The sequence below is a fragment of the Intestinibaculum porci genome (assembly GCF_003925875.1).
In the GTDB taxonomy this organism is placed as follows: domain Bacteria; phylum Bacillota_I; class Bacilli_A; order Erysipelotrichales; family Coprobacillaceae; genus Intestinibaculum; species Intestinibaculum porci.
On sequence record NZ_AP019309.1, the window covers coordinates 2,342,066 to 2,358,215 of the forward strand.

The following is a 16,150-nucleotide window of genomic DNA, read 5'->3' on the forward strand; positions in this document are numbered from 1 at the left end:
TGCAAAGAAGAAGAAAGGATGCTAAAAGATTTTATATTTTGCTTATTTTGAAATTGTAAACCACAAATCTAAGTGTTATCCTGTAATTACGAGGAAGTGATTCTTATTCATTCAGAAAAAAATTTTCAAACTCTTGAAAATCAAATTCGTATTCTCAAAGCCAAAGGATTAGTAATTCAAAATCCATCAGTTGCCAAGAAATGGTTAAGCCAATGCAATTATTACAATTTCATCAATGGCTATAAGGAGCTCTTCTTAGACTATAAGCGGATCAATGAGGATCCTCATCACCACGAAGTATTTAAACCCAATACCACCATTGAAGAATTAAAACCCCTCTATGATTTTGACCGAGAATTACGAATACTCACCCTTAAATACCTTTTCATCATTGAACGAAAATTTAAATCCAACCTTGCTTATTACTTCGAACAATTTCATAAATCCCCCAATGCCTATTTATATGCCGAAAATTATGATCAAACCAGAACAAAGAATGTAAATAGAACTATTATCATTCTTAAAAAAGAATATAATAGAGCCAGTAGAACTGAAACATCCCATAAACATTACATCAAATCAATAGAACATGTCCCTTTATGGGTCTTCATCAATTTTATTTCTTTTGGTACATGCAGCAAAATGTATAAGAACATGAATTCTAGAGAACAAACTCTCATATCCAAAAGTATAGCACCATCATTAGAAATTCAAGATTTATCAGCGTTTATGGAATACCTCACAAATATTCGTAATATTTGTGCTCATGATGAACGTTTATACGCTTATATTTGTTCTAGCATGCCACCAGGAATGCCATTAATGCAATACTTTCATCTTTCAGAGAAAGCAAGGAAATCATATTTTGGACTAATAATCACTTTAAAATACTTCCTTTCACGAAAAGAGTTCAACTCCTATTATCACAAATTAAAAATTTTATTTCAAAATTTAGATAGCCATACTCATACAATGAGTATCAAAAAAGTTTATCGAAAAATGGGCTTTCCTCACAACTGGAAAAATATTAACCATATCTAATTTTACCAGACATATAAAGAAAGAGTTCAGTTCAGCGGTTCAGAAAGGCTCAGTTTTTAAAAATCCTTGATTTCTATTTAAAACATGTTATTATAATTTCGATAGCAATCGGATCATCGCTAGGCTTAGGAATTCGTCTAGGGGTCCCGATTCAGATGCTAGGGAGTTCTCTCGGAGATCTCCCTTGAATTTTATCTTATTACTATGGCCAGATCTCATGATCTGGTCTTTTTCGTACAATCAGAGAAAGACGTTAGAGCAAATGCTCTAACGTCTCTGAAGGGAGTTTAAAACTATGTACGTTTAGTTTCTATTCTCTTTTTTCTTACGCGTCGCAATTAATACGCCAAGCAGGGTAATTAATGCGATACTCATCAGCATCATCTGCATCGTGATTTCAGTTTCATCACCGGTCTTGACAGCTTCAGTCGTTGTCGTTGGCGCCGTACCTGTATCATAAGTCGTCGTCTTGACAACAGTAGGTGTCGTGTTATCCGTATTGTAGGTTGGCACAGTTTCCTTTTCGACACTCGTATCAGTGTCTGGCGTATTCTGTGTCGCCTGTTTGCCGGAACCAGATTCTTCAGTTGCTGGTGTGGCAATGGTTGGTGTTTCTGGAGTATTTTGTGTTGGCATCGTACCATCGCCAGATTCATCAATAATTGTGGTCTTTGAAGTTGGCGTTATAACAGTGCCTGGAGTGACTTCCGGATCCTTTTGTGGATCTGGATCTTCGCTGCTTGTTACAGTCGCTGTATTCACAACATTTCCTCTTGTCACATCAAGAGCTTTGACAACATAAGTTGTTACGAATGTTTCCTGAGCATTTGGTGATAATTTTTCAATTGTCCACTTACCGCCCGTTAATGGGTCTTCGACAACCACATTCGTTAACGTTAAGTTACCAGTATTCGTTGCAGTAATCAGATAAGAAATCGTATCTCCTTCTTCATAACCGCTTGCAGAAGCTGGGCTGCTTGTTGTTGTCTTGGTGATCACTACAGCTGGATGAGAAGCTTCCGTATTATCTTCCGTCTTACCATCCGTAATCTTCACTTCATCGTCCTTGTTATCAGGAGTTGGATCTTCTAATGTTGCTGTATCAACAGTCGCATTATTGATCACTTTACCCTTTACAATATCAGCTTCCTGCACTTTGTATGAGGTTGTGAAGCTTTGTGTATCACCTGGTTTTGAGGCTTTGACATCAAAGTTTTCATTGGTCATATCATCGTGAAGTTTGAAAGCAGATAATGGCAGGTTACCATCATTCTTGACAGTGATTTCATAAGTAATCGTTTCACCAAGCTGATATGCTTTTCCATCCTTAGGTGTGCTTGTCGTCTTCTTCGTTACTGTCACACTTGGATTTGTCTTTGTGATGTCTACTTCTTCCTTGCCCGGAGTCACTTCTGGATCAGGATCAGTAGGATCATCAGGAGTTGGATCATCAACTTTATTCACGGTTGCCACATTTGTGACTTTACCCTTATTGACATCCTGCTGTGTCACTTTGTAGTTTACAGTGAAGTTTGAAGATTCTTCCTGAGGTTTCAAACTATCAATAGTGAATGTATCACCCGTTAAATCATCTTTCAGGATAATGTTCGTTAATGTTAAATTACCATCGTTCTTCGCTTTGATCGTGTAAGTAATCGTATCACCTAAGGTATACTGCTTACTTGTGTCAGCCTGTTTTGTAATTGTCAGATGCGGATGTTTATCTTCTGTTTCAACCGTCTTTTCACCTGGATTATCTTTTGGATCAGGATCATTTGGATCTTCAGGAGTTGGATCATCGACATCTTTCATAGTAACGATATTCTTAATCTTGCCAGCGATGATGTCTTTTTCGGTAACCGTGTAAGTCACAACATGTTCATCAGAAGTCGCCTGAGGCGCTAATTTCTTAATAGTCCATGTATCACCGGTTAAAGCATCTTCGAGCTTGATATTCGTTAATGTTAAATTACCATCATTGATGGCAGAAATTGTGTAAGTGACTGTTTCACCAAGTTTATACTTCTTCGTGTCATCGGCCTTCTTGATAATAGTCAGATGAGGATTCTTTTCTTCCGTATCAACAGTTTCTTTACCCGGTTCATCTTTTGGATCAGGATCAGTCGGATCATCAGGGGTTGGGTCATCGACATCTTTCATCGTTGCCACATTAGCCACATGACCGTTCTTAATATCCTTTTCCGTTACGACATAAGTCGTGGTGAAGTCTTGAGATGTTTGATGAGGAGCAAGTGAGCGGATTGTCCACTGCTGATTGGTCAGATCGTCACGAATCACAATGTTCGTTAATGTTAAGTTACCATCATTGGTTGCATGAATCGTGTAATGAATTGTTTCGCCTAACTTGTAAGCCTTCTTTTCATCAGCTTTCTTTGTAATCGTGATATGCGGATTCTTCTCTTCTGTGTCGACGGTTTCCTTGCCAGGTGTGACTTCAGGAGCTGGATCATCAGGATTATCTGGTGTTGGATCATCAATGCGATCGACTGTAGCGACGTTCACAATCTTACCAACCTTGATATCAGATTCCGTAACTTTGTAAGTTGCGATGAGATCCTGTGAGGTTTCTCCTGGTAACAGCTTCGCAATGGTCCATGAAGACTTCGTCAGATCATCTTTAACCACGATATTCGTTAAGGTTAAGTTACCAGTATTCTTCGCATGAATCTTATAAGTAATGGTATCCCCTAACTTATATTCTTTCTGCTCAGCGGTCTTAGTAATCTTCAGTTTTGGCTTCGCATCATCGATTTCCGGTTCAGGAACTTCATCAGTGCCTTTATAAGTCTTGCCTAATGAGACATCCACTTTATTCTTGAACTGCTGAGATTTGATTTCTTCTTCCGTCACGATGTACGTTGCTTTCAGAGTGATTTCTTCACCAGCGGATAAGGTTTCAGGAATGTCTGATGTGATCTTAACACCTGGGAGTTCTGTCACTTTCAGGGTCTTGACTTCATCATAAATATTCTTGATCTTGATTTCGAAATGAATCGTGTCACCTAACTTGTATTCTTCCGCATCATGGGATTTCGTGACAACTTTGTCATCATCCACATCATCCGTCACTGTTAACTGACCGTATTCTTTCTTGACATCGTAGTTACCAAGTTTAGCGGTATGATTGCTTAATGTGAAGGTATTGTCAGAAGAGCCAACCAATAACTGTCTTCCAGTGAAACCAGCTTTGAAGCTTTCGCCTTCCACATAAGAACCAGCGGTTACTTTCAGCTGATGATCGCCATTGGTTAAAGCAGTACCATCATAAGCTTTCTTTAAGGTTGCTGATGTCAGGGTTACTGGACGTTTCTTAACGGTTAACGTGCCATCAGTAATCATCATATGCTCATCATCAGTATTGAAGAAATCAGTTACATCCTGATCACCTTTCATAATACGATAAGCAGTCACCTTATTCTCAGTTTCACCAGCATTGGTGATCTCACCCTTAATCGTCGCTTCAATATGCATACCAGGTAAGACGCCCGCTACGGTATAACCATCATTCGTTAATGATTGACCATCATAAACTTTTTCATCACTCGCTGCAGTAATATGCATAATGACCTGTGCAGTTGTAATAGTTAAGCTGCCCGGTCTCTTGGTAATGATATAGTTCTTATCTTTATAAGCATCGGTCTTCTGGAAGCTGATGGCATTGCTTATTGTCCCAACTTCAGTAATAGAACCAGTAGCTTTAAGATCAGAAACTTCACCATCGACAAAGCCATCACCCGTTACAGTGACATGTTTTGCCGTTAATGGCGTACCATCATAAGCCCGCGTTACACTTTCACTTGTCAGTGTAACTTTACGTGGGGTAACTTCTAAATAACCATCATTCTTTGTAATATTCTTGAACTGATCGGTGACATCGTTGCCGTCTTCATCTCTAATGATGACGTCAGCTACTTTGTTAGCGATCTTACCAGCATTCGTGATTGTACCCGTCATCTTGACTTCAGCCTTGTAGTTTTCGAAACCTTCTGGCAGGATGACGTCAGCCTTATCACTAGATAATGCCTTACCATCATAAGTCTTACTTACACTTGAGCCATTGACAACGACTGCATTTTCATTTGCGAGAATCGTTAAAGTGCCAAGATCATAAGTCAGATTGTAGTTCTTTTCTTTATAAGCATCCGTTGTTGCTAATTCAATCGTATTAGGAACACTACCGATCTTCTTGATTGTACCAACAGCTTTAGCGGTTGCTTCACCAGCAACGAAGCCCTGTCCAGAAATCTTCACTTCTGGTCTTGTTAATTCTTTACCATCATAAACCTTATGGTCACTTTCACTCTTTAATGTCACATGACGTGGCGTAATCGTTAACTGACCAGAAACAGTCTTAATATTTGCAAAGTATCTTGTTACATCGGTCATACCATCCATAATCACCACGGTATTGACTTTATTTTCACCCTTGTCACCAACATTTGTGGCAGAGCCATCAGTTGTGACATAAGCGCGTAAGTTATCTGATAAACCTTCAACCGTGAATGTATCACTCGTGAGCGCTTTGCCATCATAAACTTTCGCATCAGAACCAGCCGTTACCGTAATGACAGCTGTATGTGGATTAACTGTTAAGAGGCCTTCTTCTAAGGTGATTGCATAGTCTTTTTCAGCATGCTTAGTCATCTTATAAACAATCGTGTTAGCTGATGTACCGACTTCAATTTGCGCACCAGTAGCCGTAATGTCATAGACTTCATCATTGAAGATCTTGCCTTTTACCGTGACTTTATCATTTGCCAGAGCGATACCATCATAATCCTTTTCATCACTTGCAGAAGTCATAGTGAGTGGACGCGCAGTAATCTTTAATGTCCCATCCATATGCGTAATAGCATCGAACTGATTTGTGACATCCTGATCATCTTTATAGATACGGATCTCAGTAATCTTATTGTCAACGGTGCCTTCATCAACGTGAGTCACTGTACCTTTAACGGTTGCTTTATAAGTAAAGCCTTCCGGTAAGTTTTCAATCGTTGTGTTCGCATTGGTTAATGGTGTCCCATCATAAACTTTTTCATCACTAGCAGCGCGAACATGAATCTTCGCATGGCTTGCTGTAATTTCTAAAGTCCCTTCCTGTTTTGTAATCGTGTAGTTCTCTTTATTAAATGCATCATGTGTCTGATAAGTAATGGTATTAATGACTTTGCCCTTTTCAGTAATCGAACCCGTTGCTTTCACATCCGTTACTTCACCCTTCACAAAACCATCACCAGTCATATCGACAGTCGGTCTTGTTAATGGTAAGCCATTATATTCACGGCTTGCACTTGCACTTGTTAAGACAACCTGACGTTTATTCACAGTCAGTAATCCTTCTTTAGTCGTAATAGAATCAAACTGATCAGTGACATCTTTATCCTCTTTCATGATGACAACTGACTTGATTGTATTCTTTGTCTTACCAGCATCAGTGATTGTACCTGTGATTTCAGCTTTTGCAGTGAAACCATTTGGTAAACCATCAGCAGTATAAGTTTTGTTCGTTAAAGCTGTACCATCATAAAGTTTAGAGGCATTATTTGAAGTAATCGTAACTTCTTTAGCGATCTTCTTCACGGTCAACGTCCCAATTTCTTCTTTGATGACATAATTATCCTTATTGAAATCTTTCGTCTTGGTATAAGTGATTGGGTTATCGATAGAACCCGCTTTGGTAATCGAACCCGTCGCTTTCAGATCTTCAACTTCACCTTTCACAAAACCATCACCAGTGACTTTCACATCAGGCGCTGTTAATGGTGTGCCATCAAATTGTTTAGACTTCGTTTCACTCGTTAAAGTGAGATGACGTTTATTAATAGTTAAAGTACCATGTGTGATATTGATATTCGCAAACTGATCAGTCACTTCCTGATCGCCTTTTAAGATCTTATAATCTTCAACTTTGTTGGAGATGCTGCCAGCATTCTTAATTTCACCCTTAATTGTCACTTTAGCGGTAAAGCCATCTGGTAAACCAGTTACATCATAAGACGCATTTTTCAGTGTTGTACCATCATAAAGCTTTTCCTTAGAAGCAGCTTTAATTGTAATAGTTTCTGTATTAGGGGTAATTTCTAATGTGCCTTCATGTAATTCAATATCATAGTTGCTTGCTAAATAACCATCATGTTCTTCAATCTTAATGGTATTAGCCGTTGTTCCAACTTCAGTAATTGTACCGGTTGCCTTCGCGTTAGCTTCACCTTTGACGAAGCCATCACCAGAGACTGTAATCTTATCATTGGTTAACGGTGAACCATTGTATGCCCGTTTCGCACTGCCGCTTTCAATAACGACGTGACGTTTCGTGATTGTTAAACTGCCATCTTCATGATCGATATATTTGAAGAATTTCGTGACATCCTGATCACCCTTGAAGATCTTGATCTCACTAAGCTTATTCACTGCTGGAGAATCTTTCACATTCATAATAGATCCACTTACTGTCGCTTTCACTTGGAACGCTTCAGGTAAACCAGTCACTTTATAAGTATCCTTCGTTAAGGCCTGACCATCATAAACTTTCGAAGCACTATCTGCAGTCACTTTTACCTTCGCAGTGGTATTTTGCGTAATCGTTAAAGTACCTGGATTTTCTTCAATCGTATAGTCTAATGGATCATAACCATCATTTTTCTCGATATGAATTGTATTTTCAGCGCTGCCAACATCAGTAATAGAACCAATAGCTTTGACTTCCTTGACTTCGCCTTCCACGAAACCATCGCCAGTGATTGTCACATTTGCATTGGTTAAGGCTGTGCCATCGTATTCTTTTTCATCAGAGGCAGATTTTAAGGTCACGCTGCGCTTAGTAATTTCTAAGACACCATCATTCACTTCCGGTGTATCAAAGTAGTCAGTGACTTCCTGATCACCCTTGTAGAAATGATAGTCCTTTACTAAGTTTGCCTTAGTCCCATAATGTGTAATTTCACCTTCAACAGTCACCTTAGCTGTAATACCATCAGGTAAACCCGTTGTCGTTGCTTCAGGGTTTTCTAATGCCTGACCATCATACATCTTAGATGCTGAGGCCGCCTGAATTACAATTTTAGCACTCGTATTCTTAGTCACTGTTAAAGTGCCAGGATGAACTGTTAAGTTATAGTTAGAAGCTTTGAAATCTTTGCTTGTGTCATACTTGATCGTATTTTTTGACTGACCAACATCTGTTTGTGATCCCGTTGCTTGAATCGCAGAAATTTCATTATTGATAATATTACCAGTCACATGCGTTGTCATATTGGTTAATGGCTGACCATCATATTCTTTTGTAGCTGATGCACTCGTGATTGTGACATCACGTTTAGTAACAGTTAAAGTACCTTTGACGGTCGTGATCTTATCAAACTGATCAGTAACTTCTTCGCCATCTTTCATGATCTTATAGTCAGTAATCACATTTTCCACTTTACCAGCATCAGTAATAGAGCCAGAAATTGTCGCATATACTTTAAAATCACTAGAAAGATTATCAGTAGTAAACGTCTTGTTTGTAAGAGGTGTACCATCATAAACTTTTGTATCACTGCCAGCTGTTAAAACAACTTCATCAGCATGTTTTGTAACAGTAAGAGTACCTTCCACTTTGGTAAAAGTATAATCTCTTTCTACAAAGTTTTCCGTTGGCGTGATTGCAATTGTATTAGTCGTAGAACCAACTTTTGTAATTGCACCAGTCGCATGAATTTCTTTGATATCCTTATCAAGAATTTTATCACCAGTCACTTCAATGTGATCATAAGCATGTTCCTTACCATCATAAGTAAATGTATTCGAGCCAGAAGTGATTGCAACAATTCTTGGCGTAATGGTTAATGTACCAGTCTTATAAGTGATATTGCTAAAGTATTTCGTAACATCTTTGCCATCTTTCTCAATGACAAACGTATCCACTTCGTTATCGACTGAACCAACATGAGTGATTGTTCCTTTTGTATGCAGCTTATACGTAAAGCCATCAGGAACGCCAGTCACTGTGCCAGCATCATTTGTTAAGGCTGTACCATCATACTTACGAGAGGTACTACCTGGAGTCACAACGATTTCAGCCGCATTCTTGTTAACTGTTAAAGTGCCTTCATGCTTCGTAATAGTGTAATTACCTGCTTTGAAGTTTTCTTTTTTTGTGTACTGAATTGTATTCTTAACAGATCCCGGATCAGTAATTGTGCCGGTTGCTTTAATATCTTCAACTTCACCTTCCACAAAACCATCACCAGAAACAGTCACATGAGGAGCAGTTAATGGCTTACCATCAAATGCTTTAGAATCAGTTTCACTTGTTAAAGTAACCTGACGTTTGTAAACAGTTAAGGTACCAGTGACTTTCTTAACATTCTTAAATGATCCAGTCACGTCATTACCATCATTGTTTCTAATAATATAAGAATCGATGACATGATCAGTTGTACCTACATCAGTGATTGAACCTGTTGTCTTCACTTCAATCGTAAATAGCTTATCACTTAGACCTGTTACTTCATAACCTGCTGTTAGCGGTGTCCCATCATAAGTCTTTGAATCACTCTTAGCAGTAATCGTAATTTCTGTCTTTTCGTTATCTTTGATTGTTAAAGTACCTAAGTTATTAGTAATAGCGTAGTTACCATCTTTATAACCTTCGCCTTTGACAATTTCATAGGTATTTTCGGTAGAACCAACTTCAGTTATTGTACCAGTAGTACGAACAGTGGCTTCACCGTCGACAAAGCCCATATCACCAACAGTGATCTCCTTATTTGTTAATGGCATGCCATCAAACTCTTTAGAGGCTGATCCTGTCGTAATCGTGACTGGACGTGGCTGAACTGTTAAGAGACCTGGTTCAGTAGTAATATGTGTAAACCAATCAGTAACATCTTTACCATCCTTAAAGATCTTAACATTGTCTATTGTATGATTTGTATAACCAGCATCAGTGATGGAGCCATGAGAATCAGCTGTCACTGTAAAGATTGTCGTATCAAGACCATTTAATACTGTAAATAAATCACTTGTTAAAGGTGTACCATCATAAGTCTTGCTTGCATCATCCGCTTTCATTGTGACTTTCTTTTCACTCTTAGTAACGGTTAACTGACCAAGTTCTTCTTTAACTTCGTAATCATCTTTCACATTATCTTCGATCTTATAAGAAATTGTGTTATCAGATGCGCCAACATCAGTTTGTGAACCCGTCGCTTTGATATCATGGATATCATTATTTAAGATACGAGAAGCATCATATGTAACGGTATCATTTGTTAATGGAGTTCCATCATACTGCTTTTGATCACTCGCACTTATCAGTGTAAGCTTACGTGGTGTAATGGATAATTCACCATCAGTATACTGAATATCTGCAAACTGATTGGTAACATCCTTACCTTCTTTGTAAATATGAACGGAATCTTTATTAACAACGTTCTTTACTTTACCTTCATTCACATGAGTTACAGACCCTACTGCACTTGCTGTAAAGTTATACCCATCAGGTAAACCTGACATTGTAACAGCTTCATTAGATAAAGCTGTACCATCATATTCTTTATGATCGCTCGCAGCGGTAAAAGTTACCTTCTGAGCAATTTTAGTAATCGTAAGAGTACCTTCATTTTTTGTGATCTCATAGTTAGTATCTTTATACTTGCCAGTAACACCATTAATTTGAATGGTATTAGGTATAGATCCAGCTTTAGTAATTGAACCAGTTGCTTCGACACTTTCTACTTCACCTTTGACAAAATCACCAGCAGTGATTGTGACAGCAGGTCTTGTAAGAGGCTTACCATCAAATTCTTTAGAAGCTGTTTCGCTCTTTAATGTAACTGGACGTTTTGTAACAGTTAATTTCGCATCTTTAGAAACTTCAATATTCTTAAAGCTCTTTGTAACATCTTGATCACCTTTAGTGATTGTATAAGAAGTGATCGTATTTTTGCTTTCTCCAGCATCTAGCTGTGAGCCAGATGTTTCTACATTCACCTTAAAGCCTTCAGGTAAACCAGTTACATCAACATCCTTTGAAGTTAATGCTTTACCATCATAAACCTTAGAAGCATCTTTTAAAGCAATCTTGATGTTTGTTTCATTCGGGGTAATCGTTAACGTACCAGGATTTGTAATCACTTTAACTTTAAAACCATTGATTTCTTTAACCTGATCATTATAACTATCTCCAAATGTAAACGTAGTTGCATATTCACCAACATCAATGCCTTCCGCTTTCGCTGTCACATCATCGATCGTAACTGTCTTGCCTTCAATAGTAAATGTGTCATTTACAATACCTGTTACGCTCTGCTTTTCACCAGTATAAGTAACAGATTTTGATTGACCAGTAATAGTCACTTCATAACGCCACTGAGCATAAAGCTTATTAGGCAGATCTTTTTCATCAATACCAACCTTAATGCCAGGTTTGTAAGTTGTACCACCATCATCAGCTTTGGTATTCCAGTGATCAAAGATCGCTTTCACGCCATTACCAACCTGTGGCTTAGCTACATTAGATCCATCCGCAATGATTAACTGTGCATTGTTTTCCAGATCCTCATTAGAAGCATAAACCGCATCGCTTGAAGATGAGTTATTCGCATAGTACAGTAAGTTCACTTTTGTTGGTAATGGAATATAGTGTGCCACTAACTGAATATTGCCAGTGATCTTGATTTTATCACCAGGATAATAGTATTCATCAGTAGCCTTTAATTCCCCATCAACAAATTTATAAAGCTGCCAGTTTAAGAACTTGCTGCCAGAAGGAGCGTCTAGAGTAGATCCTGATTTTACATCCGCATAAGCATTTTCTGCATACTTCTTATCATCAGTCACTGTTCCACTGCCAGTTCCAGCACTGTAGTTAACAATAAACTTGCTTGTATTAATATAGTAAGGATAAAGTTCTAAATCACCATGTAATTCATTGTTAAAATTATAAAGTGTATAGCTGTCATCACTCTTAGTAGCCCAACCAATCCAATGATAGTTTTCAGGTACTGTTACAGTATGACCATTATCCCCTTCTACTAATGTCTTACCATCAGCATCAACAACCTTTGGTAAATCGCTTAATGAAATAGTACTTGCATAATCCAAATCTTCAATTGTAGTTGTCTCATCATTTTTCAGACTGAGATGTACTTTCACATCAACTGGATCCGCTGCCCATTTTGCATAAAGCTTAATACCATGAGCAGGCATTGTTGAGTCAAACTTGAATTCTTCAGTACAAGCTTCATCTTTATACCAGCCTCTAAATGTATAACCTTCATCTAATGATGATGGTCTTGTAGGGGTATAATTAGCATACTGTGATAATGGAGCTTCGTATTTAACTTTTACTGACTTATCTTCATGATCATAGTTATAGTACTCTAAGTTATAATCATTACGTTTAAATCGAATATCAAGATTAGTTGTATAAGAGATACCGTCATCATAAGTTCCATCCGAATTCTTTTTATCTAATTTTTTCCAATCACCATTATCAGCTTTATACTGATATGCTGTAAAACCAGTGTACTTATCCGTTATATAGAAAGTACCTCCATCCATTTCAACTGACTTATCAGGGCTTAAACTAAATGAACCATCTAATTGCTGTTTAAAGAAATTGACAGATGCACCTTTTCTCTGAACAGGATAAAAATGAATTGTATCCTTCGTTAAATCTGGAGAAATATAAGCGTCCAAGAAAGATAATGTATTTTCATATTGATTCAACCATTCATAGTATTTACCATAACCCCATAAAGTAGAGTATTTGTAACCATATCGATGATAAGAGGTAGGCCAATCATCAAATTTTTGACCGTATAAACCGGTATACTTTTTCCCACCATTTACAAATTCATTTGACCCTGAAGGAAAATGGAAAATAAACGTAACTTCTTTACGATCGTAGTAAACATTCAATGTTGTCTTACCATCAGCAGTTACAGTTTTGCTTGAATCTGCTTTCTTAAATATAAAACCAGTATAATTCTTCTTTTTATCTGCTTCAGTTACGGAAACTGATTCACCAGTTTTAGCAATTCGTGGAACAGAACTTTCTACTTTATATGTTTTCTCTGCATCAGCTGAATTGACTTTATCATCAATAGATTGCTGCCAGAAAACAACCGAATAGTTTGTATCATCAGCTTCCCAGACTGCATGAAGGGTAATATCTTCTGATAATGGATTTCCAGTAACATATTTAGTTCCATCTTCTGTTATAGACCAATGCTTAAAGGTATAACCTTTGCGCTTTGGTGTAGGTAATGAATCATTAGTCACATTTTCTTTTGCGGCATAGAACTTAGGTTCAATATAAGAACCGTTCTTACCAGTTTTAAAAGTGATATAGTGACCAGATTCAATCTTTGGATATAATCTGATATCACTTGTTCCAAGTGTAATTGTATCTTCTACTTTTTGAGTCAGTGCTTGATCACTATACCAGCCAGTTACTGACTGATCAGAGGCTAAGTCTAATTTGATATCAGTAGTAGATACTTTATCTCCTTCTTTGCCTTCCTTAGTTGTGAAGACACGGGCACCTTCAGCTGCACTATCCATAAAGAATACATAATGAACTTCTTCAAAGACTGCATAAATATTGTGTTCTTTACCATCAATTTCAGCTTCACTATATTCTTTGAAAGCGTCAAAATTAGGTTTTGCAGCATCTTTTGCAGTTGCCCATCCTAAGAACTTATAACCAGTTTTCTCCGGTGATTTTGGCTTCTTTAAGGTATCGCCAGCTTTAATTTTCTGCGTATACTCAGAAATAATTGTATCACCATCATAGAATTTGTAAGTTGAGATGACGGGATCATTCTCACCGGCAATGATATAAATACTAAAGCTTTTCGCATTGAATGTAGCTTTATGATCATTGACTGATGCAGCCATTTTCTCAATTGTGCCACTATCTTTCTGATGCACAACTTTGAAATCCTGTCCATCTAAACTCTTGTTTAACGTCATACTAACATGAACGGCATTCGCATCCGCTGGCTGTAATTCCTTACCATCTTTAAAGAAAGAAATATCAGCCCCAATAGCATCAGTAATGACTTTGTCATCTTTCACTGTCTTCTTTGCAATATTTTTAGCGACAGTTGAGCTAACGGGAGTCACTTTCATTTCCGTGCCATTTGGGAATACGTTTGCATCCACACTAGCTGTTACTTTTAACTGACTCGTTGAACCAGTAAAAGTCTGTGCCGGCATCGCATTTTCTGCAGCTTTCTTTTCTGCCTCAGCTTTTTCCGCTGCTTCTTTCTCAGCTTTTGCCTTTTCTTCAGCGGCTTTCTTTTCAGCTGCTGCTTTTTCCTGTGCAGCTTTCTTCTCTGCTTCAGCTTTTTCCGCCGCTTCTTTTTCGGCTTTAGCTTTTTCTTCAGCGGCCTTTTGTGCTGCCGACGGGTCCTCACCACTTGACTTATTGGCATCTGTTTTTTCTTCAACTTTTGTTGATTCAGTTGCCTCATTCGAAGCAGGAGGAGATTCTTCATTGGTTTGACTTGTATTTGCATTATTATTTTCTGTTTCTGCTGTTACTGAGTTTTGATCAGAAACAGCAGTTGTTGTAGGCTCTGAAGATACTGTCTCGCCTTGTGCAAATACACTCATTTGCATCATGGAAAAGACCATTGTCATCGCTACAACGTAGGAAACAGTTTTACGAGCAAATCGTTTCATCCTGTCCATAAATTTTCCTCCTTCTTATTGTCCCAGGTGAATGTATACGCTTTCACCCTATTACAACTTAAAGTATAGTAACACGCAGTCACATAGCAGTCACAAAGTGAGGAAATATTTATTTTTTTAGAGCTTTTGGCATTTAAGATGAAACATCTTTTATCATCTATATCGTTATTGTTCTATTTTCTTATTTTTATTGTTATAATAGCTATATTTAGTTAATATCCAAGTAAACCGATAGGCTTTATATATTTCATTTCACTTACGTTTCTATTTCTAAAGATACTAGTATAGTTAATATCGTGTGACTCATCTTTTTGGGTGATACTCCAGTATGCGATATTTTTATACAAAGTCGTAGAAATTGTTAAAACGGTTACAAAAAGGTGTATAATAGTCACATGGATTTAAAGAAAGAAGGAATATTATGAAATTTATGACTTTAGGAATGGGAGTACTTTCCGCTGCAATGATCTTTACAACCATTGCACCAGTACATGCAGCTACAAAAACTATGTACTTAGTAGATCACTATAAAGGATAGAAGCAATTTTCCGGATAAAAAAATCTCTTATAATAAAAACGGATTAATCGCAACTATAAAAGAAACAGGTGATGAAGGAACAGATGAAGCTTATAATGTCAGCTATGTCCAAAATTTAACTTATAAAAATAACCGTATTATAAAATCATTTATTAAAGCCACTGAAAACGTAACAAAAGTGGCTACCCCTACTTATAAGGGATCAAAATTAAACAAGCTTACTTATATTTATAAGGGATATGGTATAACCACAAAAGGAACTGTAACATATAAGTATAAAGGAAGAAATATTGTAAAAAGAACGGAAATCTCGAAAGATTCAGATTCAAAGAAAGCAGAAAAAGAAGTTGAAAAGAACACTTATAAAAACGGTTTACTTGTAAAAAGTGGCTACTTTACTTTTAAATATGATGCAAAAGGTAATATCATTTATAAATATCCAGTGTATATCGGTGATGATTCTGCTAGTATTACTCTTAAAAACAAATACAGCAATGGATTATTAAAATCTTCCACTGCTGTAAAATATAACAACTACGATAGTGAAAATAAAACGCCCGTATTAACTGTTACCTATAAGAAGGTTAGAGTCAATGCTTCCCTTGCCAAAAAAGTGAAAGCTCAGCAAGCTTGGATCCTAAGAGGGCATGGTGATGATTCAATCTATAATTGCTAAAAATAGATCGGCTGCTGTGCCGATCTATTTGCCTTTTAGAAAAGGTAATTCTTATAAACGTTTAGTATGATCAGAAAGAGCTTTGCTAAAGAAATACTCATGGCTTTTGATTCTTCATTCAAAGTCTTGCGAGCACTTTATAATACACTCTCCAATCGCGTTTTTAAATTCTAACATACATCCAT

General features: G+C 37.3%; 3 protein-coding genes. 2 read left to right on the forward strand and 1 reads right to left on the reverse strand.

Annotated features, from left to right (window positions below; translation table 11 throughout):
- Nucleotides 1–96: 96 nt before the first annotated feature.
- Entirely contained in the window at nt 97–1,041 is a 945-nt protein-coding gene (locus SG0102_RS11270) for an Abi family protein (RefSeq protein WP_157983038.1), read from the forward strand.
- Nucleotides 1,042–1,344: 303 nt separating this feature from the next.
- Here the strand turns inward: SG0102_RS11270 and SG0102_RS11275 are convergent, their stop codons facing one another.
- Nucleotides 1,345–14,751 (reverse strand): DUF7507 domain-containing protein, encoded by a 13,407-nt coding sequence (locus SG0102_RS11275; protein ID WP_125120018.1) that lies wholly within the window; start codon nt 14,749–14,751, stop codon nt 1,345–1,347.
- A gap of 716 nt (nt 14,752–15,467) precedes the next feature.
- On the opposite strand from SG0102_RS11275, the gene SG0102_RS11280 reads away from it, so the two are divergent.
- Nucleotides 15,468–15,965: a hypothetical protein gene (locus tag SG0102_RS11280; RefSeq protein ID WP_125120019.1), complete on the forward strand. Its 498-nt coding sequence runs from the start codon at nt 15,468–15,470 to the stop codon at nt 15,963–15,965.
- Nucleotides 15,966–16,150 lie beyond the last annotated feature (185 nt).